This is a genomic window from Oceanimonas sp. GK1, assembly GCF_000243075.1.
Taxonomy (GTDB): Bacteria; Pseudomonadota; Gammaproteobacteria; order Enterobacterales; family Aeromonadaceae; genus Oceanimonas.
The window spans coordinates 3,408,751-3,429,702 of sequence record NC_016745.1 but is presented as its reverse complement, the minus strand read 5'-3'; the positions used below and the strand labels follow the sequence as shown (position 1 = coordinate 3,429,702).

Below are 20,952 nucleotides of genomic sequence, written 5' to 3'. Positions count from 1 at the left end.
ACGTTACTCCGCCAGCAGCTGAGTCAGCCGCTCAAGTCTTGCCTGACGTATGGCCTCGCCAATGGCGGGGCCTTTCAGTCCCTGGGCCACAAAGGGTTGGGCGGTAATTTGCTTTAGTTCCTGCAGCCATTGCCATAACCGTTGTCGCTGGGGATAGGGCCGCTGTTCAAAGCCGGTGCGGCCCTGCAGATCTGCCTGGGCACACAGCAGCAGCTCGGCAAAGCGCGCCGGTTTGCGCCAGGCATCGGTATGATCCAGCAGATCCAGCACGGTATGCGCCTGCTGCGGCGCCGGCTCGGCCAGCCGGTGCAGGCAAATGTGCCAGCGGCTCATCAGTACCGCCAGCTCCTTGTGCTCGGTGGGTACCTTCAGTCGCTCGCTCAACGCCCGTATGGGGGGCACTCCCAGCTCGCCGTGGTGGTGGTGGCTGGGCCAGTGGTCGGGCGGCGTCAGGGCCTTGCCCAGATCGTGGCACAGGGCGGCAAAGCGGCAGGGCAGACCGGCACCCAGATCGGCGGCGCGCTTGAGCACCATCATGGTGTGCAGGCCGGTGTCGATCTCCGGGTGCCAGTTTTTGGGGCCGGGCACACCGAACAGCGCATCCACTTCCGGAAACAGTACCGCCAGCGCGCCGCAGTCGCGCAGTACCTCAAAAAAGACCTGGGGATTATCGCTGGCCAATGCCTTTTCGGTTTCTCGCCACACGCGCTCCGGGGTCAGGGTGGCCAGCTCGCCGCTGGCGGCCATATTCACCATCAGGGCCTGAGTCTCGCCGGCCAGGGTAAAGCCCAGGTGGTGGAAGCGGGCGGCAAAGCGGGCCACCCGCAGCACCCGCAGCGGATCCTCGCCAAAGGCGTCGGACACATGGCGCAATACCCGCGCCTCTATGTCGGCCTGGCCGCCATAGGGGTCGATCAGTGCGCCCGCCTCGTCCTGGGCAATGGCGTTGATGGTGAGATCCCGCCGGCGCAGGTCTTCTTCCAGGGTGACGCCCGGCCCGAAGTCGCAGATAAAGCCGGTGTAGCCGCTGCCGGCCTTGCGTTCGGTGCGGGCCAGGGCGTATTCCTCTTTGCTGCGGGGGTGCAGGAACACCGGAAAGTCCTTGCCCACCTGGGTGTAGCCAAGCTCCAGCAACTGCGCCGGGGCGGCGCCCACCACCAGGTAGTCCCGCTCCTTGACCGTCAGGCCCAGCAGTTTGTCCCTGACTGCGCCCCCCACCAGATAGATTTTCACTGTCCGCTCCCCCGCATGCAAAACGGCCATTATAACGGCTGAACATGAAAAAAGGCGCCTCGGCGCCTTTGATACTCATTTTCATTGTGTTGCGGTGCGAAGTGTCACTTCCATGTCGTCATTCCGGCCCGCGAGCCGGAATCCATTCAGCAGGCGCCGGTGCACCCTGCGATGGACTCCGGCTTGTGGCGGAGGGACGCGGTTTCCTTCCCGCGTTCAGCTTTTACCCCTCTCCCAGCGACAGCAAGGTGGCGTTGCCGCCGATGGCGGTGGTGTTGTTGGTAACGGTCTTCTCGGTGATAAAGCGGGTCAGGTAGTGGGGGCCGCCGGCCTTGGGTCCGGTGCCGGACAGGCCCCGGCCGCCAAAGGGCTGGACGCCCACCATGGCGCCAATCTGATCCCGGTTGATGTAGATATTACCCACCTCGGCCCGCTTGGCCACCTGGGCGGCGAACGACTCGTTGCGGCTGTGAATGCCCAGGGTCAGGCCGTAGCCGGTGGCATTGATGTCGTCGATGACCAGGTCGATGTCTTTCGCCTTGAACCGTACCACATGCAGGATGGGGCCGAATTGCTCCTTGTCGAGCTCACCGATGCTGCCAATTTCAATGGCGGTCGGGCGAAGGTAAAAGCCGCCGGCGCAGGCCTCGCTCATGGGTGCCTCGGCAAGCACCTTGCGACCGGCGGCCTTCATGGCATCCAGGTGGGCCTGCAGCCCGGCCTGCGCGTCGGCGTCGATCACCGGGCCCACGTCGGTGGACCACAGCGCCGGATCGGCCACGCTCAGCTCCTGCATGGCCCCTTCAAGGATCTCCAGCACCCGGTCGGCGATATCGTCCTGCAGGTACAGCACCCGTAACGCCGAGCAGCGCTGGCCGGCGCTCTGAAAGGCGGCGCGCAGCACGTCCCGCACCACCTGCTCGGGCAGGGCGGTGGAGTCCACTATCATGGCATTCTGGCCACCGGTTTCGGCGATCAGCGGCACTATGGCACCGCTGCGTTGGGCCAGGGTCTGGTTGATCAGCCGGGCGGTGTCGGTGGAGCCGGTAAAGCAGACCCCGGCAATGCGTAGATCACCGGTGAGTGCCGCCCCCGTGATGGCGCCGTCGCCGGGCAGCAGTTGCAACACGTCGCCGGGAATGCCGGCCTCGTGGGCCAGGGTTACCGCCAGGTGGGCGATCAGGCTGGTCTGCTCGGCGGGCTTGGCCAGCACGGTGTTGCCGGTGATGAGCGCCGCACTGACCTGGCCGAGAAAGATAGCCAGGGGAAAGTTCCACGGGCTGATGCACACAAAAGGCCCGCGCCCCTGAGCCTGCAGCAGGTTGAGCTCGCCGGTGTAGCCGGGCAGCTTGGCAGGCTCTCCCATCAGCCGGCGGCCCTCGTTGGCATAATAGCGGCAGAAGTCCACCGCCTCGCGCACCTCGTCAATGCCATCCTGCAGCAGCTTGCCCGCCTCTCGGGTACAGAGCGAGATAAACTCGGCGCTGTGCGCTTCGAGCAAGTCCGCCAGTTTTTCCAGCGCCTGGGCCCGGGTTTCCACCGGCGTATCGCGCCAGCCTTTAAAGGCATTTTCGGCCTGGGTGATGGCCTGCTCCACCGTGCCCTTGTCGGCAAACACCACTGTGCCTACCTGGTGCTGCCGGTTTTGTGGGCTCATGACCGGGCGCGGCTCGCCGGTTACCGCCTTGCCGCCCACCAGGGGTGCGGCCTGCCAGCGCTTGCCGGCCAGGGCGTCCAGTTGCTGGAACAGGGGCGTACGCACCGCATCGATATTCAGGTTAATGCCGGCGGAGTTTTTGCGGTCGGCAAAAATGTCGCGGGGCAGGGGGATTTTGTCGTTGGCCAGGCTGGGGCAGTGGCGCAGGCTGGTGACCGGGTGGGTGATCAGGGCATCGACGGGGGTATCCGGATCCACCAGCTTGTGCACAAAGGAGGTATTGGCACCGTTTTCCAGCAACCGGCGCACCAGGTAGGGCAACAGATCCTTGTGGGCACCCACCGGGGCGTAGATGCGGCAGTGAAGGCCGGGGTTGTCCGCCAGCACCGCATCGTACAGCTCTTCGCCCATGCCGTGCAGGCGTTGGAATTCAAAGCGGCGCTGGCCGGCCATGCTGAGCACCGCCACCACGGTGTGGGCATTGTGGGTGGCAAACTGCGGGTAAATGGCCCCCTCGGTGGCTGCACTCAGCAGATAGCGGGCGCACACCAGGTAGGCCACATCGGTGCCTGCCTTGCGGGTATAGACCGGATAGCCGTCGAGGCCGGCCTGCTGGCTGTGCTTTATTTCGCTGTCCCAGTAGGCGCCCTTCACCAGCCGCAGCGGAATTTCATCCCCTTGCTCCCGGGCCAGGGCGGTGAGCCAGCACAATACCGGCAGGGCGCGCTTGGAATAGGCCTGTACCACCAGCCCCAGACCGCCCCAGCCCCGGTTGACCTCGCTGCGATACAGCTTTTCAAACAGACTGAGAGACAGCTCCAGCCGGTCCATTTCTTCCGCGTCGATGGTGATGCACACATCCAGTTTGCGGGCGGTTTCCAGCAGGCCCTGCACGGTGGCGTACAGCTCGGTGAGTACCCGCTCGCGGTTGGCCTCTTCGTAGCGGGGGTGCAGGGCCGACAGCTTGATGGAAATGGACGGGCGGGGCACCTCCGGGTTGTTGAGTTTTTCCCCGCCCACGGCGGCGATGGCACTGGCGTAGTCGGCTCGGTATTTTTCGGCGTCGGCGGCGGTCATGGCGGCCTCGCCCAGCATGTCGTAGGAATGGGTATAGCCCTGCTCCCGGGACTTGCGGCTGGCCTTGAGCGCCTCGGTAATGGTGCGGCCCAGCACGAACTGCTTGCCCATGATCTTCATGGCGGCGTACATGGCCGAGCGCACCACCGGCTCGCCCAGGCGGTTGATCATTCGGCTCAGCACGTTGGCCGGGTTGCCGTCCAGTTTCTTGTCCATGCGTACGATGCGCCCGGTGAGCATCAGCCCCCAGGTGGAGGCATTGACCAGGGTGGAGTCGCTTTGGCGAAAATGCCTGGCCCAGTCGGCACCGGAGAGCTTGTCCTTGATCAGCTCGTCGGCGGTATGACTGTCGGGAATGCGCAGCAACGCCTCGGCCAGGCACATGAGGATGATGCCTTCCTGGGTATCCAGGCTGTATTGCTGCAAAAAGGCGTCAATGCCGTCGCCGCCGTCGCTCTCCGCCCGCACCCGCGTCACCAGGCGGCGTGCCTGCTCCTCCAGTTGCGCCAGCTCCGGCCCCGAGGCGGGCAATTGCTCCAGCAGCCGGGCCAGCCAGGCATTTTCGTCTACCGCATAGTTATGAGTAATGTCCTGACGCAGCGCGGCCAGATCGGTAGGGCGGTAGTCAGGGGCAAAGACAGTGGCGACAGTAAACATGGCGAGTGTCCTGATGTTGCGAATGGTGGAGGCCTGCAGTCAGGCCGGTGAACGGCATTAATGTATACGATTTTTGTCGAGGTTAAAAAGATCAAAGCCAGTCATGGCGGTAATTAACCTAAATTCATGCTCTAAATCATCCTTTTTCTGACTGGTGTAGGTCCGTTTCACTTTATTTTCGTATACGAAATGAAGGCCGGTTTCTGGAATGACTATAGTTCATGGCGCTGCCGGTGCAGGGCCGGCTCTGTACCTGAGGATGAAGGCCGGCCCCGCAGGAAGGTGCAACAGGGCTCGGCCGGTACTTGCCTGAGGATCAGCGGCCCCTATAATGCCCGCTCATTTTGTTTGTGGGTTTCCGTCAGTGCTGTATCAACGTCTTCCCAAGGGGCCCTTTGCCCTGTGCGTGGTTTATCTGATCACCGGCGCTTCCATCGCCGCGTCCATGGTGTTTTCCCTGCTGCTGTTTCTGTCCCTGGATCAGGGGCCCCTGATGAAAGTGATGTTCGGTGGCCTGGCCCTGGTGTTTGAGGTGGGCAAGTTCTACATCTGGTACGAGATGGGGGAGCGGCTCAACCGCCGGGACCGGCTGGGCGCGGGCAAGGCGTTCTGTTTTTATGGCATTCTGGCGGCCTTGTCGATTGCCGGCAGCGTGGGTGGCATTAATGCCGCCACCAATACCCTACTGGAGGGAGACAAGGCCCGGGCCGCCCTGGTGCAGGGCTATGACGATCGCATTGCCGCCCTCGACCGGGAAATGGAAATCAATGAGCAGGCGGCTCAGGCCTATATCGAGATGGATCGCATCGCCACCGGCATGACCCGCATGCTCCAACGCAATCAGGCGCTGATGGAGCAGCAGGACCAGCTGCGCCGGGAGCGGGATCAGGTGGCCGTGGCCAATCAGGACTCATTGATGGGGCTGATGACCAGCCTGGCCGACGGCCTGAACTGGCCCCTGAGCCGGGTACAGTTTGGCATAGTGGCGGCGCTGTCGATGCTGCTCGACTTTTTTGCCGCCTTTTTTATCTCGCTGCTGGGCGATGAAATCCGCTTTCGTCGTCATCACCGCCAGCAGAAAGCCCCGGCGCTGCCGCCATCCGAGCCGCTGCCCGAACCTGCCCCGCGGCCCGATTATTACCATGAGCTGGTGGCGCGGCTGCAGGCCGGGGAGTTGCGCTGTGCCAAGGGCGCGGTATCGGCCTTGCTGAACAAGTCAAAGGAAGAGGTGGAAGACATCTTTCACTGGCTGCAGCAGGATGGCGTGGTGTACCGCAAGCCCAACCGGCACTTTGCGTTGAATGAGGACTGACGGGCCAATATTGACTCATTGTGTATTCGGGCTGTAGGCGCCGCTTTAGCTGGCGCAAACCTGAAGACAGCGTGCTCTTCAAGGCCTGTTGCACAGGCCCTGCCAACTAAAGTGGCAGCTACATAAACAAAAAGCCTGCAGACACAAAGATGTGCCTGCAGGCTCCCTAATCCCTAATCCCCCGGGGCTCAGTTCATCCATCTGTCCTGGCGCTTGCGCCGGCGCAGGGGCAGCATTGGCAGCACCAAGCCCACCAAGGCGCCAATGCCGGCCACCAGGCCGCCGTGCACCAGCCAGTCCAGACGCATTTGATGTTCCTTGTCATCCATCAGGCTGGACAGGCGCTGGTTCTCGGAGGTCAGCCTGGCATGGCTGCTGCCGAGTTCGTCCAGGCGCGCGGTCAGCACCGACAGCTCCTGTTGCTGGCGCTCGATCAGGCTGAGCTTGTCGGCCACGTCCTGGGCATGGCGTTCATCCACGCTGGCCAGTTGCGCCTTGGTATCGTTCAGCTCCTTTTCCAGCACCGGCAGGCGGGAGCGAAAGCTGGCGTCCGTCTGCAGAAACTGGCCGTCCATCCAGCCGGTACGGCCGTCGGCGTCCCGGATCTGTACGTATTCGGTGTCGGCGTTGCGATCCAGAAAGTCCACCGGTTCGCCGGCCTTGATGGAGCCGATAATGCGGTACTGGTTGCTGGGGCCGGCATGCAAAAAGGCATAGACGTCATCGGAAATATAACGGGTGGCGGCACTGGCCTGGCTCACCCAAAACAGGCTGCATAGCAGCAGCAGAAGTTTTGCTTTCACCTGAGGATCCTTGGGCTCTTAAAGTGAGGTCATGGTAATGGCGGGCGACGGGAAGGACAAGAACAAGGGGGGCGCAAGGCCCCCCGATATTGGCGTGGTATCAGGTGAACATCCACTGGATGATATAGAAGAATACGATGGCCAGAATGGCCCCGGCGGGCAGGGTCACGACCCAGGAAACCACGATATTGCGCAATACATTAAGGTTCAGGGCGGCAATGCCCCGGGCCAGGCCAACCCCCATCACCGCACCCACCAGGGTCTGGGTGGTGGAAATGGGCAGGCCGGTACCGGATGCGATCACCACTGTCGCAGCCGTAGCCAGCTGGGCCGCAAAGCCGCGGCTGGGCGTGAGATGGGTGATGCCGGTACCCACCGTGGCCATCACCTTGTGACCCAGTGAGGCCAGGCCGATCACGATGCCGATGCCGCCCAGGGGCAGGATCCACCAGGCAATGCTGGCGCTGGCGCCAATCTGGCCGGCGTTCTGCACCACGCTGACCACCGCCGACAGCGGCCCAATGGCATTGGCCACGTCGTTGGAGCCATGGGCGAAGGCCATGGCGCAGGCGGTGACTACCATCAGAATGCCGAACACCTTCTCCACGTTGGAGTAGTGCATGTCCTGATCATCCTGGGGATTGTAGCGCCGCCGCTTGATATAGATGCCGCAGAGCACGGCGCTTACCAGCGAGACCAGTACCGACAGGCCCCAGCTTTGCACATCGGTCATGTCCAGGCCCACGTGCTTGAGGCCCTTTTTCAGGGTCACCAGGCAGATCACCATGACGGTGAGGAAGATGTAGGCGGGCACATACTTTTTCGCGGCCGCCAGCGGGTTGTCGGCGTTGAAGATCAGCCGCTGCACGCTGATAAAGGTGAAATAGGCCAATAGTCCCGACAGCGCCGGGGTGACTATCCAGGAGCCGACCACACCGCCGAGCTTGCCCCAGTGCACCGCCTCGGAGCCCAGCGACACCAGGGCAAAGCCCACAATGGCACCGATGATGGAGTGGGTGGTGGACACCGGCCAGCCGAAATAGGACGCCAGCAGCAGCCAGGTGCCCGCCGCCAGCAGCGAGGCGATCATGCCGAACACCAGCAGATCCGGGGTGTCGTTAAAGGCGGCGGAGTCGATGATGCCGCTGCGAATGGTGGAGGTGACCTCGCCGCCGGCCAGATAGGCGCCGGCAAATTCAAAGATCATGGCGATGATGATCGCCTGCTTGATGGTCAGTGAGCGGGTACCCACAGAGGTGCCCATGGCGTTGGCCACGTCGTTGGCGCCAATGCCCCAGGCCATAAAGAAGCCGAAGACGGCCGCCACCAGGATCAGCGTGGTGCCGTAGTTAGCAATGATATCCATTTATTTACCTTGTCGTTTCGCTCAGGAACGGGACAGCATGAGTTCCAGGCGGGAACCAACCCGCTCGGCCTGATCCGCCAGGTCGCCGACCCACTCAAGGATCTTGTACAGGAACATGACGTCGATGGGGTTGTAGCTGTCTTCAATGACCTGCAGCTGACGGCGCAGTTTGGCCTGCATCACGTCGGTGTCGTCTTCGATGAGGTCAAGCTGGTGGATCATGTCGGTGACCAAGTCCATTTCCCGGCCCTTGAAGCCGGTTTCCAGCAGTTCGTCGAGTTCGTCGATGGCCTTGGCCGCCTGGGCGGTGGCATCAATGCAGCGGTTGAGGTAATCCATAAAGGCGGACTTGAGCTCAACGGGAATGGCCATCTGACGACCCACGATGCGGCCGGAGATGTCTTTCGCTTTGTTGGCTATTTTGTCTTGCTGGGTGAGCAGCTCCAGCATGTCGGTGCGTTCCACCGGCATAAAGAGGCCACGGGGAAGTTTGAGGCGGATCTCCCGCTTCAGTGCGTCGGCTTCCCGTTCCAGCTGGGAAATGCGCCGCTGGATTTGCTCGGCCTTTTCCCAGTCCTGCTCCCACATGGCGTCGAAGAAGGGAACCAACTGCTGCGCCGCCTCATGGACTTTCATCACATGCTTTTGCAACGGCTTGATCGGGGACTTGGCAAAGAGTCCCAAAATAGTATTAACTGGCATAGCCAACCCTGTGTCGGTGAAAAAACACTCGATACGTCAATGTGGCGCGAATGGTAACGTAACTCCCCAGGCAAGAAAACAGCATTTTTCATAAAACTGCCATGCTACTCTGATGGTGGTTTTTGCTTTCACTTCCAAAACAAAAGGTTGGTTTTCCGGACACCCCTATGGATACAGAAATCGAGATCAAGTTTCTTGTCTCACGCGAAATCAATGACAGCCTGCCCGATCTGCTGCCATCCTGCCGAATTCTTGAGCACGACCGCCAGCACCTGGCCAACACCTACTTCGACACCAGTGAGCTGGGCCTGCGCCGCCTGGGCGCCGGGCTGCGCATTCGCAGCCAGAATGGCGAGCTGGAGCAGACCGTCAAGCTGGCCGGCAGCCAGGTGGGGGGATTGCACCAGCGGCCCGAGTACAATGTGGCCCTGAGTGTGCACAATCCGGATCTGTCGCTGTTTCCCGCCACCATCTGGCCCGAGGGCGCCGATCCGCTCGCGTTGCAGCAGGGGCTGCAACCCCTGTTCTGTACCGACTTCGTGCGCCGTCGCTGGCTGGTGGAGCTGAACGGCACCGAGGTTGAACTGGCGCTGGACGAGGGGGAAGTGCAGGCGGGGGAGCACCGCGAGCCCATTCGCGAACTGGAGCTGGAGCTGGTGCGCGGCGATGCCTCCGTGCTGTTTGAGCTGGCCGAACATCTGGTGCGCCAGGGTGGCCTGCGCCTGGGCGCGGTGTCCAAGGCCCAGCGGGGTTACCGGCTGGCGGGCTTAAGCCCCATGCCCGAGCTGCAGGCGCTGGAGCCGGTGGCGCTGCAACCGGATGAGTCCTGTGAGCAGGCCATGGTGGCGTTGCTGCATCAGGCCCTGGCCCACTGGCAGCACCACGAGGAGGGCTGGCTGGCCCGGCCCGACATCGACTGGCTGGTGCAGTTGCGCGAAGGTGCCGCCCTGGTGCACCAGATTTTGCTGATGTTTGGCGAGCGGGTGTCGCTTCGGGTCAATTGCGGCTGGGTCGATGATTTACTGTGGCTGCAGCAGCAGCTGTCCTGGCTCGACCGGGCCCAGATGCTGGCGCACCTGACTGCCGACAAGGGCCATTACCTGCGCCGGCTTGATTGCCGCAAGAGTCTGCTGCGGCTGCTGGCCGAGCAGCAGCAGTGCCTGCCCGATGAGCAAAGCCTGCGCGAGCTGCTGCATGGCCCCCGCTATGGCCGGCTGGTGCTGGGCCTGACCCACTGGCTGTATCGTCAGGACTGGCGCGCCGGCCTGACCCGGGAGCAGCAGGCCCAGCTGCTGACGCCGGTGGCCAGCTTGGCCGCGCCCTTGCTGGAAGACAGCTGGCAGACCCTGCGCCACAGTGCCCTGGGCTCAGAGCAGCTCAGTGTGGCGCAGTATATTCAGCAAAAGGGCAAGTTGCGCCGCAACCTGATGGTGGGGTTGTGCTTCAGCCGCCTGTTTCCGGAGGCGGAACGGCTGGGCTTTCGTATGCCCTGGCTCGATATTCTGCGCGGCATTGAAGATCTCGACATGCTGTCGCCGCTGCCGGAGCTGGTGGACAAACTGGAGCCGGCAGAGGGGGCAGAGCTGGCGCAATGGCTGGACCGCAAGCAGGGCTTTCTGCTGGAGGCGCTGGAGCAGTCCCGCCGCCAGGCCCTGGAGCTGATGCCCTACTGGCGCTGAAATTGGCAGCCCCCACTTTAGTGGGGCTGCGGGATAGGCTTAAAACACGTTGCCCGTTTACAACCGTGAATAAATTCGGGCCTGCAACAATATCGTCACGCCGGCCCAGGCCGGAGTCCAGGGCAAGTTACATCATGGTCTGCAGAATGGATTCCGGCTCGAAGGCCGGAATGACTAAGGCAGGCCGGAAACGTTCATTTTTCCCGCTTTCAGCTTTCCGAAGGGGCCTTGGTTTTGCTGTATTCCAGCAGCTCGTCCATCACTCGGTGCTTGATTTCCAGCTGCTGCTCCGGCTCCAGGCCGTAGCGCTCGGCCAGGCAGGCGTAATCGTCGGGGCTCAGGGAGACCGTCAGGCGGGGGCGTTTGGGCTTGGCCGAGGTGGGCAGGCTCAGTATGTGCCGAATTTGATCCGAGGGGCTGAGGCCGTTGTCCAGGGCCTCGCGGCGAATGCGATACTGCAGCTGTTCGTCCATGTCAAAGGCCACCTGCACCGCCCGGGCGGCCCGTACCGAACTCTGCCACTTGTCCGGCAGTTTGCGCTGGCTCATGGGCGTGCATCCCGCTGTTGCCGCAACCGGGCCAGCACCTCGTCGGCGCTGTGGCGCCGGGGCTGGTCACCGGCCGGTGCCGGCTCGTCGGGCTGAGGCTGTTGCTCCCGGGCGCGAATATGGGCCAGCGCCTGTTTGGCGTTGACCAGGGTCACGTCCGGATGCTGGCGAATGGCGGCCATGGTCTGGCGCACGCAGCGGGTGGCCCGGGCCATGGCCAGCTGGCGGCACAGATCGTGGTAGTGGCGCTCTGCCTCCTGCCAGCGGCGGCGGTAATAGCCCAGCCGTTTTTCATCATAAATGCGGCGGGCCGTCAGCGCTTCCTGCTCGTTTTCCAGCTCCGCCAGCGCCTGGGCCAGGGTATGGGCCTGTTCGTTGTCGTCCAGGGCCGCCAGCACGGCGTTTTCCTGCTCATGATGGCGTCGGGCCAGCAAGGCACTCTGTTTACCGGTGGCGTCAAGCTCCTGTTTCAGCTGTTCGCACTGGCGCGCCAGCCCGGTCATGTGTTGCTCCGCATGACGGCAATCCTGCACCAGCTGCACGCATACCCGCTCCGAATCCAGGCTGCCGTCGGCATCCTGCAGGCTGCGCAGTACGCGACCCAATACGCTCATACTCCCGCCCTCACAACAAAAACTCCGCCATGTCTTCGATCACTTCCAGACAGTTGTCGCTCAGCACCGCCAGCTCGTGCTCAATGTCGGCCAGGGCCGAGTTGAGCGACAGGGCGCCGAACACCACGTACCAGTCGTCGAGCCGGGCAAAGGCCGACAGCGGCATGGGAATGTTCATGTCGAGCATGGCCTCCAGCATGGCCTGGCGCCGCGCCGGATCCACCTGGCTTTCGTCCCACAGGTAACTGATACACAAAATCTGATCATCGGAGACGGAAATAAACAGCGGCAGCTCTTCCCGCCCTTCCACCGTGACCCTGAGCACCTCCACTTCGCCGGGAATGGGGTAGCACTGAAAGGCAAAGCCGGTGGTTGAGGCCTCGCCCAGTTGCTCCAGGTGACGGCCGATGATTGATAGTTCCATGCACGAATCCTGACATAATAAGTCGGCTAAAGACTAATTCAGCCGGCCTTGCCAGTGCAAGCGCGGCGTGGCGCGGGATAATTTGCGCTCGGCCCGCTGTGCCGCTTCGGCAAGGGTGGTAGTCTGAAGGCCATTGTCGAACAGAAGGAATTGCCAATGTCAGCATTGCCCGCCCCGCTCGCCGCCCAGGCCGACAAACACTGGGCCCATTTTGCCGAACGCGCCGCCGACGTGCTGCCCCGGCTCGACGCCGACCGCACGGCCGGGCTCAAGGCGCTGTTTGCCTGCAGCGATTTTGCCGCCGACAGCCTGTGCCGTCAGCCCGAGCTGGCGCTGGAGCTGGAAAATGAGCGGGATCTGTTTAATGCCGAGCGCGCCGGGCGCTATCAGCCCGAGCTGGCGGCGCTGCTGGCCGGGGTGAACGACGAACCCACCCTGATGCGGGTGCTGCGCCAGTACCGGCGGCGGGAGCTGCTGCTCATCGCCTGGCGGGAAATGTTGCTGGGCGCCGAGGTGGAAGAGAGCTTTGTGCATATCTCGGCCCTGGCCGATGCCCTGATCGTGGAAAGTTATCGCTGGCTGTACCGGCGCCAGTGTGCCGAACTGGGCACCCCCACCGATGCCGAGGGCAACGCCGTGCCCATGCTGATCCTCGGCATGGGCAAGCTGGGGGGCGGCGAGCTCAACTTTTCCTCCGACATCGATTTGATTTTTACCTTTCCCCACAACGGCGTGACGCAAGGCGGACGGCGGGAACTGGCCAACCAGCAGTTTTTTATCCGTCTCGGGCAAAAGCTGGTCAACGCCCTCAACCAGACCACCATCGACGGCCAGGTCTACCGGGTGGACATGCGGCTGCGGCCCTTTGGCGAGTCGGGGCCACTGGCGGTGAGCTTTACCGCCATGGAAGACTATTACCAGCACCATGGCCGTACCTGGGAGCGTTACGCCATGGTCAAGGCGCGCATTCTCAACGACGAGGGCGAATACACCGCCGAGCTGCGCGCCATGCTCAAGCCCTTTGTGTTTCGCCGCTACATCGACTTCGGGGTGATCGACTCCCTGCGCCAGATGAAGGCGATGATCGCCGCCGAGGTGCGCCGCAAGGGTCTGAAGGACAACATCAAGCTGGGGGCCGGTGGCATTCGCGAGGTGGAATTTATCGCCCAGGTGTTCCAGCTTATTCGCGGCGGCCGGGAGCCGGCGCTGCAGGTACGCCACCTGCCCGAGGCCCTGGCGGCGGCCAGTGAGGCGGGCGCCCTTGAAAAAGATGTGACCGCCCAGTTGCACGCCAGCTACCGCTTTTTACGCAAGGTGGAAAACTACCTGCAGGCCTTTGCGGATCAGCAGACCCAGACCCTGCCTCAGGATGAGCTCAACCAGGCGCGGCTGGCCTGGCTGACCGGCCACGACAGCTGGGACGCCTTTTGCGCCACCCTGCATACCGCCATGAGCCGGGTGCACCGCCAGTTCGAGCTGCTGATTGGCGACAGCACCGAGGTGGAAGACGAAGGCGTGGCCCAGATCTGGTCCGATATCTGGCAGACCGACTGGGAAGAGCAAGGCGAACTGGCGGCCCTGTTGCAGGAGCAGGGCATGGCGGCGGACAAGGCGGCGCGGCTGGCCGGCGCGTTAAACACCTTCAAGGAAGAGTGTCCGCGCCGGGCCATGGGCCCCCAGGGGCGGCAGGCGCTGGAAAAACTGATGCCGGTGCTGCTGGAAAAGGTCAGCCAGTCCGACACTCCCGGCATTTTGTTTGCCCGGCTGCAGAAATTGCTGCTGCAAATTGCCACCCGCACCGCCTACCTGCAACTACTGGTGGAAAACGCCGGCGCCCTGACTCAGCTGATTCGCCTGTGCGAGGCCAGCTCCCTGGTGGCAGAGCAGCTGGCGCGTTTTCCCATTCTGCTGGACGAGCTGCTGGTGCCCCAGGTGCTGTACAACCCCATTCCGCTGGACGCCTACAAGGACGAGCTGCGCCAGTTTCTGCTGCGGGTGCCGGAAGAGGATGTGGAGCAGCAGATGGAGGCCCTGCGCCAGTTCAAGCAAATTCAGCTGCTGCGCATCGCCGCCGCCGACATTGCCGGCGCCCTGCCACTGATGAAAGTGAGTGACCACCTCACCTGGCTGGCGGAAGCCATCGTCGAGGAGGTGGTCAACCAGGCCTGGGCCCAGATCAGCGCCCGCCACGGAGTGCCGGGCCTGCTGGCGGACAGCGGCAACAAGGGCTTTGGGGTGGTGGCCTACGGCAAGCTGGGGGGCATTGAGCTGGCCTACAGCTCGGATCTGGATCTGGTGTTTGTGCACCAAAGTGGCATCACCGGCCAGACCAATGGTGACAAGCCCCTCGACAGCCGCCAGTTCTACCTGCGCCTGGCCCAGCGTATCATTCACCTGTTCAGCACCCGTACCGCCAGCGGCGTGCTTTACGAGCTGGACATGCGCCTGCGCCCCAGTGGCAACGCCGGGCTGATGGTGAGCCCCCTCGATGCCTACGGCCATTATCTGGAGAAGGACGCCTGGACCTGGGAGCACCAGGCCCTGGTGCGCAGCCGCCTGATCGTGGGGGAGCCGGCCTTGTTTGATGAGTTTGCCTGCATTCGCGCCGGGGTGCTGAGCAAGGCCCGCGACCGCGACGAGCTGGCCAAAGAGGTGGTGGCCATGCGCGAAAAGATGCGAGAGCACCTGATCAAGGCCGGCCCGGGGGAGTTTCACCTCAAGCAGTCGGCAGGGGGACTGGCCGACATCGAGTTCCTGACCCAGTACCTGGTGCTGGCCTATAGCGAGCGGCACCCGGAGCTGACCCGCTGGTCCGACAACATGCGTATTCTGGAAACCGCGGTGGAGGTGGGCTTGCTCGAGGAAGAGGAATCCCTGCGCCTGCGCCGGGCCTACTGCGCCATCCGTGACCGGGGCCATCGCCTGAGTCTCTCGGATCAACCCGGCCGGGTGCCCGACAGCGAGCTCACTCAGGAGCGGGAGTGGGTGGTGGCAAGCTGGAACACGTGGCTGCAAGCCAGTGAGGAGTGAAGGGTGAAGGGAGAGGAGAAACACCAACTGCGGAGCACCTCACCCCTCACGCCTGACACCTCACGACATTAGTACCGGTAAGGCACTCCTTCCGGGGTGGTCTTGAAGCGCCGGTGCAGCCACATGTACTGCTCCGGGGCGCGGCGAATGGCGGCCTCGATCACGGCGTTGCCGGTGATGGCGTCGGCTTCGTCATCGCCGACGGGAAAATTCTCCAGCGGCGCCTGGATCACCAGCCGGTAGCCGTTTTTTTCACGCAGGGTAAAGCAAGGCAGGGTCACGGTGTTTTTCACCCGGGCCAGGGTGGCGGTGCCGGTGATGGTGGCGGCCTTGTCCACCGCAAAAAAGGGCACAAACACACTGGCGTGGCGGCCGTAGTCGTGATCCGGCGCGTACCAGAGCGCATCGCCGGCACGCAGGGCCTTGAGCATGCCCTTGATGTCGAGCCGGTCCACCAGATACTTGTTGGAGCGGCAGCGGCCGTGCACCTGGGCGTATTCCAGCACCGCATTGGTGTTGGGCCGGTACACGCCCACCCCGGGGCGGTACAAACCAAACTGGCGGGCATTCAGCTCCAGGGTGAGAAAGTGCGCCGACAGCAGCAGCATGCCCTGGCCTTTGGCCACCGCCGCGTCCACGTGCTCGGTGCCTTCCATGGTGGTCAGGGCGCTCATGCGCCAGTGGGGCCAGAACCAGGCCATGCCGGTCTCGAATACGGCGCAGCCCACGCTGTCAAAATTGGCCTTCAGCAGCCGCTCGCGTTCCCTTTCTTCTCGCTCCGGCAGGGCCAGCTCCAGGTTGCGCCGGGCCACCTTCACCCGGGAGGTCAGCAGCCTCATCGACAGCCGGCCCAGGGCCCGGCCCAGGGCCATCTGGGCGCGCCAGGGCAGCAGGGTCACCAGCAGCCAGAGCGAACCCAGTCCCAGCCAGGCGGGCCAGAAGCGCGGGTGCAGCAGGGCCGCACGAAAAGGGGGAAGCCGGTGGTCTTGCATGTAACAACGCCAGTCAAAGGGGAATGGCCGGATTTTAAAGAACTCGGGCACCAATGACCACCCGCGCCCCCCCAGTCGGCCGGGGCTGTGATATTATTCGGCCTTTCCATGTGTCAAAGAGTCGGAACCTATGAAGATCAAGCTGCCGGAATTTGATGGCGCCAGGGTGCTGGTGGTCGGGGATGTGATGCTGGACCGTTACTGGTCGGGCCCAACCGGACGCATCTCCCCCGAGGCCCCGGTGCCTGTGGTCAAGGTTGAGCACAATGAAGAACGTCCGGGCGGCGCCGCCAACGTGGCGTTGAACGCCGCCGCCCTGGGGGCCGGCGCCCGCCTGCTGGGCCTGACCGGCGACGACGAGGCCGCCAACGCCCTGCAGGAGCGCATGCAGGCGGTGGGGGTGGCGTGCGATTTTGTGCGCCATGCCACCCATCCCACCATTACCAAGCTCAGGGTGATGAGCCGCAACCAGCAACTGCTGCGGCTCGACTTTGAAAACGGCTTTGACGCCGCCGACGCCGCGCCCCTGACCGAGCGCACGCGCGCTGCGCTTGCCGACGCCGGGGTGGTGGTGTTGTCGGATTATGCCAAGGGCGCCCTGTCCCAGGTGCAGGAGCTGATCCAGGCCGCCAACCAGGCCGGGGTGCCGGTGCTGGTGGATCCCAAGGGCACCGAGTTTGAAAAATACCGCGGTGCCACCCTGCTCACCCCCAACATGAGCGAGTTCGAGGCGGTGGTGGGCAAGGTGAAGGACGAGCAGGAGCTGGTGACCCGGGGCCGGGAGCTGGTGGAGCGCTTTGAACTGCAGGCGCTGCTGGTTACCCGATCCGAGCACGGCATGACCCTGATCCGCCGGGAAGATGACGAGCTGCACCTGCCGGCCCGGGCCCACGAGGTGTATGACGTGACCGGCGCCGGCGACACCGTCATCGCCACCCTGGCCACCAGCCTGGCCGCTGGCCTGGCATTGGAAGAAGCCTGCGCCCTGGCCAACGTGGCCGCCGGCATTGTGGTCGGCAAGCTGGGCACCTCCACCGTGTCTGCCATTGAGCTGGCCAACGCCCTCTATGGTGGCCCCGAGTCGGGCATGGGGGTGGTGAGCGAGCAGCAACTGAAGTACGTGGTGGAAGCGGCCCGCCGCCGTGGCGAGAAAATCGTGATGACCAACGGCTGTTTCGACATTCTGCACGCCGGCCACGTGTCCTACCTCAACAACGCCCGCAAGCTGGGCGACCGGCTGATCGTGGCGGTGAACACCGACGAATCGGTGCGGGCGCTCAAAGGCGAAGGTCGGCCGGTGAATACCGTGGATCGCCGCATGGCGGTGCTGGCCGCCCTGGGCGCGGTGGACTGGGTGGTGCCCTTTGCCGAAGACACGCCCCAGCGGCTGATCGCCGGGGTGCTGCCGGACATTCTGGTCAAGGGCGGTGACTACCAGCCCGAAGACATTGCTGGCTATGCCGAAGTGACCGCCAACGGCGGCGAGGTCACCGTGCTGAACTTTGAGGACGGCTGCTCCACCACCGCCATTATCGAAGCCATTCGCACCCGCTGAGGGGGCCCGTCTGATGAGACCCATGCCGGCTTTGCGCCGGCATTTTTGTGCCCGGGTGTGGCTCAGGGCGCCAGCGAGTCTATCCAGGTGCGTACAAAGCCCTGCTGATCGAGGGGATCCAGCGCCGGCAGCAGCGCCGGCGTGAGGGGAATGGGGGTCACCGGGCCTTGCGGCTGCACGGTCAGCCGGGGTTCGCCGGCATTCGGGGCCAGCAGGGGCAGCAGGCCCCCCTCGGCCAGCGCCGCCTGGCCGGCGGGAGAGAGCATAAAGTCGAGCAGCTCCCCCGCCAGCGCCGGCTGGCGGGCATGACGGGGGATCAGGGCCAGGCGCATTAATATCAGGCTGTAGTCCCGGGGCGCCACCGCCACCAGTTGCGGGTGTTTCTCCAGGGCGGCGGCCACGTAGGAGCCCAGCAGGTTGTAGCCCAGCACGGCCCGGCCGGCGGCGAGCTCGGCCAGCATCTGGTTACTGCTTTCACTCAGGTGCACCGACAGGCCGCCAAAGGCTTCCAGCAGCCGGCCGTAGCTTTCTCCTTGCAGGCTGTCCTGGGTGGCCAGCAGGTAGCCCACGCCGCTCTGGGTAATGTCGTAGGTATGAATACGGCCGCGAAACCGCTCCGGATCCCGGCGCAGCAGGGCCAGCAGTTCCTGGCGGCTTTGGGGCAGGGCATGGTCGCCCAGCAGCTGGCGGTTGAATACCATCAGTACCGGCTCCACGGTGACCGCAAACAGTTCGTGGCGCCAGTGAATATTGGCAGGCAGGGCGTTGGTACGCGCCGACCGCCAGACCCGGGCATGGCCATCGTTGACCAGCTTCAGTTGCAGATCCATGGCCGAGCTCAAGAGCAGATCCGCCGGCGAGGCTTCGCCTTCTTCCAGCACTCGCTGGTACAGCTGCTGGGAGTTGGCATCCACAAAGCGAATGGCCACGGTGGGGTGGCGTTGCTGAAAGGCGTGCAGCAGGGGCGCCATGTGGTTGTAGTCGGTGGCGCTGTAGATCACCAGCGGCGGTTGCTCGCCCTCCTGTGCCGGCAGTTGTATCGTTTCTTCAGCCTGTACGGCCGAAAACAGGCAGAGCAGGGCCAGGCACCCGTAGCACCAGTTCATGGCGACACCTCCGGTTCAAAACGAATCTCTACCACCAGGCCGTGAGGGACATTGTCGGCAAGGTGAATGCGGGCGTGGTGGTGCTCGGCCACATCCCGGGCGATGGCCATGCCCATGCCGCTGCCATGATGGCGGCTGGCGGTGCCCCGGTAAAAACGCTCGAACACCCTGTCCTTCTCATGAGCGGGAATGCCCGGCCCCTGATCGCGAATGCAAATGCCGCCGCCGGCGAGCACGCGGATCTCCACCAGGCCGCCTTCAGGGCTGTGGGCCACGGCATTTTCAATCAGGTTGTTGAGCATCTGGGTCAGGGCAAAGGCATCGCCCTGAATATGCTGCTCTGCCGGGGCCGGCTCAAAGGCCAGCTCCACGCCGCGGCGCAGGGCCTGCACCGCCAGCTCCAGGCACACGCGGCGGGTGAGGTCGTTGAGGGCCACCGGCTCCGGCTCGCGGCTGTGAAAGCGGTGATCCAGCATGGCCTGGTTGAGCAGATGGCGCACCGTCAGAGACAGCTGGTCGCACTGCTCGACCAGTTGCGCCAGCAACTGCTGCCGGCGGGTGTCGTCGGTTTCGTCCCGGGCGTTTTCACACAGGGCCCGCAGGCTGGCCAGGGGCGTGCGCAACTGGTGGGCGGCCACCGAGGTATAGGACTCCACCCGCTCCAGCAGCGCCTGCTGACGGGCGATAAAGTGGTTGATGGTATCGAGCAGGGGCAGGGTTTCTTTCGGCACCGGTAACGCCAGCGGCGTCAGATCTTTGGGGGAGCGCCGGGCCAGGGCCCGGGCCAGCATGGTGAACGGCCGAAAGGCGTAATAGATGCCCAGCCACAGCAGCCCCAGAGCCGCCGCCAGCACCGCCAGCATCAGCTCCAGCGCCGGGTGCAGCATGGCCTCGGCCATGGCGTTGCGGGCCAGCCGGGTCTGGGCCAGCTCAATCACAATTTCGTCCTGGGGCAGGCGCTCGGTGTTGAGCCGTACCAGCCGGGCCACGCGAATGGGCTCGCCCCGGTAGGCGGCGTTGAAAAAATCCGGCCCAGGTTGGGTCAGGGTCCGGGCCGTGGCCGCACGGGGCGGCGGGGCGGGCAGATCCCCATAGCCGGTGAGCACTTCGCCGTTCACGCTAATGCGGTAAAACACCCGGTCATTCGGGGCCTGGGCCAGGGTGGCAAAGGCCGCCACCGGCAGATCCACGGCAAAGCCCCGGCTGGAGTGGCGCACCGACTGGCCCAGTTGCAGGACGGCGCTGCCCAGCATCATGTCGTAGCTGCGATCGGCGGTCCGGCGGGCGTAACCCTGCATCAGCACCAGTGCCAGCAGCGCCAGGGCGGCCAGCACGATGCCGCTCAGGGCCAGCAGCCGCCGGCGCAGAGCCGGGTGGCGCAGCCGGCCCGGCGTGGTCATGTGTCCTTTTCCTCTGCCTGCACATGGGCCACATAGCCCAGGCCACGCAGGGTCTGAATGTGTACCGAACTGCCGGCCAGCTTTTTGCGCAGCCGGGCCACGTACAGCTCAATGGCATTGGCGGAGGGGGTTTCATCGGCGTTGAACAGCCGGTCGGTGAGCTCTTCCTTGCTCATCACCCGCTCCAGGGCGCCGAGAAAGATCTCCAGCAGCCGGAACTCCCGGTTCACCAGTCCGCAGGGTTCCCCCTTGATGGTGACCGTCTTGGCGGTGCGGTTGAACACCAGGTTGCCGTGCTCGCTCACGTCCGAGGCGTAGCCCTGGCGGCGGCGCAGCAGGGCCCGCACCCGGGCTTCCAGCTCGCCAAAGTCAAAGGGCTTGGCCAGGTAATCGTCGGCGCCGAGATCCAGCAGCTTGATGCGATCGTCAATGCCGTCCCGGGCGGTGAGGATGAGCACCGGCGTGGGGTTTTTGCGCTGGCGCAGCTCCGCCAGCAGGGCGTCGCCGCCGAGGCCCGGCAGGTTGAGATCGAGAATGATCAAATCCACCTGCTGGTGGCGCAGCCAGTCGGCGGCCTGGCGGCCGTTGCCAATCAGATCGGTGCCGTGGCCCAGTTTCTGCAGTCGCTCGGCAATGGCTTCGCCCAGGACGACCGTGTCTTCGATCACAAGAATGCGCATGTGTTGAGCTCAGTTCCTTGATGACAGCCTGGTGACAGCTTGCGCCGTTAGCATAGGCAATTGTAACGCCCTTGTTAACATCTCCATGAGGAACAAGGGCCTGGCTTCAAGTGGCCG

At 64.0% G+C, this 20,952-nt stretch carries 16 protein-coding genes; 4 read left to right on the top strand and 12 right to left on the bottom strand.

What is annotated here, in order from left to right; genetic code table 11:
• Window positions 1–3: 3 nt before the first annotated feature.
• Both GU3_RS16100 and putA read right to left on the bottom strand, forming a co-directional pair.
• Window positions 4–1,233 carry a multifunctional CCA addition/repair protein gene (locus GU3_RS16100; RefSeq protein WP_014293594.1) on the bottom strand — a complete coding sequence of 410 codons (1,230 nt, stop codon included), beginning with the start codon at window positions 1,231–1,233 and terminating at the stop codon, window positions 4–6.
• A gap of 223 nt (window positions 1,234–1,456) precedes the next feature.
• Window positions 1,457–4,624: a bifunctional proline dehydrogenase/L-glutamate gamma-semialdehyde dehydrogenase PutA gene (putA, locus tag GU3_RS16095; protein ID WP_014293593.1), complete on the bottom strand. Its 3,168-nt coding sequence runs from the start codon at window positions 4,622–4,624 to the stop codon at window positions 1,457–1,459.
• 364 nt (window positions 4,625–4,988) lie between these two features.
• Between putA and GU3_RS16090 the strand changes: the two genes are divergently transcribed.
• Window positions 4,989–5,936, top strand: coding sequence for a hypothetical protein (locus GU3_RS16090; protein ID WP_014293592.1), 948 nt, complete (start codon window positions 4,989–4,991; stop codon window positions 5,934–5,936).
• 188 nt (window positions 5,937–6,124) lie between these two features.
• Here GU3_RS16090 and GU3_RS16085 read toward each other — a convergent pair whose 3' ends face one another.
• The 3 genes from GU3_RS16085 to GU3_RS16075 form a co-directional block, all read right to left on the bottom strand.
• Window positions 6,125–6,739, bottom strand: a complete 615-nt coding sequence (locus GU3_RS16085) for a TIGR04211 family SH3 domain-containing protein (RefSeq protein WP_014293591.1) — start codon at window positions 6,737–6,739, stop codon at window positions 6,125–6,127.
• 100 nt (window positions 6,740–6,839) lie between these two features.
• A complete protein-coding gene (locus GU3_RS16080; protein WP_014293590.1) occupies window positions 6,840–8,105 on the bottom strand; it encodes an inorganic phosphate transporter in 1,266 nt (421 codons plus the stop codon).
• Between the two features lie 21 nt (window positions 8,106–8,126).
• On the bottom strand, window positions 8,127–8,807 hold the full coding sequence (locus GU3_RS16075) for a TIGR00153 family protein (protein WP_014293589.1): 681 nt from the start codon (window positions 8,805–8,807) through the stop codon (window positions 8,127–8,129).
• Window positions 8,808–8,974: 167 nt separating this feature from the next.
• Between GU3_RS16075 and GU3_RS16070 the strand changes: the two genes are divergently transcribed.
• Entirely contained in the window at window positions 8,975–10,486 is a 1,512-nt protein-coding gene (locus GU3_RS16070) for a CYTH domain-containing protein (protein ID WP_014293588.1), read from the top strand.
• A gap of 209 nt (window positions 10,487–10,695) precedes the next feature.
• Here the strand turns inward: GU3_RS16070 and GU3_RS16065 are convergent, their stop codons facing one another.
• Genes GU3_RS16065 through GU3_RS16055 form a run of 3 tightly spaced genes read right to left on the bottom strand, consistent with a single transcriptional unit; the run spans window position 10,696 to window position 12,072 of the window.
• A complete protein-coding gene (locus GU3_RS16065) occupies window positions 10,696–11,034 on the bottom strand; it encodes a hypothetical protein (protein ID WP_014293587.1) in 339 nt (112 codons plus the stop codon).
• Window positions 11,031–11,648, bottom strand: a complete 618-nt coding sequence (locus tag GU3_RS16060; RefSeq protein ID WP_041543362.1) for a hypothetical protein — start codon at window positions 11,646–11,648, stop codon at window positions 11,031–11,033. The genes GU3_RS16065 and GU3_RS16060 overlap by 4 nt, the downstream gene beginning before the upstream one ends.
• Window positions 11,649–11,658: 10 nt before the next feature.
• A complete protein-coding gene (locus GU3_RS16055; RefSeq protein ID WP_014293585.1) occupies window positions 11,659–12,072 on the bottom strand; it encodes a YjfI family protein in 414 nt (137 codons plus the stop codon).
• A 156-nt stretch (window positions 12,073–12,228) separates the two neighbouring features.
• Here GU3_RS16055 and glnE point away from each other — a divergent pair, with 156 nt between their 5' ends.
• A complete protein-coding gene (glnE, locus tag GU3_RS16050; protein ID WP_014293584.1) occupies window positions 12,229–15,102 on the top strand; it encodes a bifunctional [glutamate--ammonia ligase]-adenylyl-L-tyrosine phosphorylase/[glutamate--ammonia-ligase] adenylyltransferase in 2,874 nt (957 codons plus the stop codon).
• Between the two features lie 68 nt (window positions 15,103–15,170).
• Here glnE and lpxL read toward each other — a convergent pair whose 3' ends face one another.
• The gene (lpxL, locus tag GU3_RS16045; protein ID WP_014293583.1) at window positions 15,171–16,094 is read right to left on the bottom strand and encodes an LpxL/LpxP family Kdo(2)-lipid IV(A) lauroyl/palmitoleoyl acyltransferase; all 924 of its coding nucleotides are present in this window, start codon (window positions 16,092–16,094) and stop codon (window positions 15,171–15,173) included.
• A gap of 130 nt (window positions 16,095–16,224) precedes the next feature.
• Here lpxL and hldE point away from each other — a divergent pair, with 130 nt between their 5' ends.
• On the top strand, window positions 16,225–17,649 hold the full coding sequence (hldE, locus tag GU3_RS16040) for a bifunctional D-glycero-beta-D-manno-heptose-7-phosphate kinase/D-glycero-beta-D-manno-heptose 1-phosphate adenylyltransferase HldE (protein WP_014293582.1): 1,425 nt from the start codon (window positions 16,225–16,227) through the stop codon (window positions 17,647–17,649).
• A gap of 62 nt (window positions 17,650–17,711) precedes the next feature.
• Here hldE and GU3_RS16035 read toward each other — a convergent pair whose 3' ends face one another.
• Genes GU3_RS16035 through GU3_RS16025 form a run of 3 tightly spaced genes read right to left on the bottom strand, consistent with a single transcriptional unit; the run spans window position 17,712 to window position 20,835 of the window.
• Window positions 17,712–18,755 (bottom strand): ABC transporter substrate-binding protein, encoded by a 1,044-nt coding sequence (locus tag GU3_RS16035; protein WP_014293581.1) that lies wholly within the window; start codon window positions 18,753–18,755, stop codon window positions 17,712–17,714.
• Window positions 18,752–20,155, bottom strand: coding sequence for a sensor histidine kinase (locus GU3_RS16030; RefSeq protein WP_014293580.1), 1,404 nt, complete (start codon window positions 20,153–20,155; stop codon window positions 18,752–18,754). The genes GU3_RS16035 and GU3_RS16030 overlap by 4 nt, the downstream gene beginning before the upstream one ends.
• Window positions 20,152–20,835, bottom strand: a complete 684-nt coding sequence (locus GU3_RS16025; protein ID WP_014293579.1) for a response regulator transcription factor — start codon at window positions 20,833–20,835, stop codon at window positions 20,152–20,154. Before GU3_RS16025 ends, GU3_RS16030 begins: the two co-directional genes overlap by 4 nt.
• Window positions 20,836–20,952: the final 117 nt, after the last annotated feature.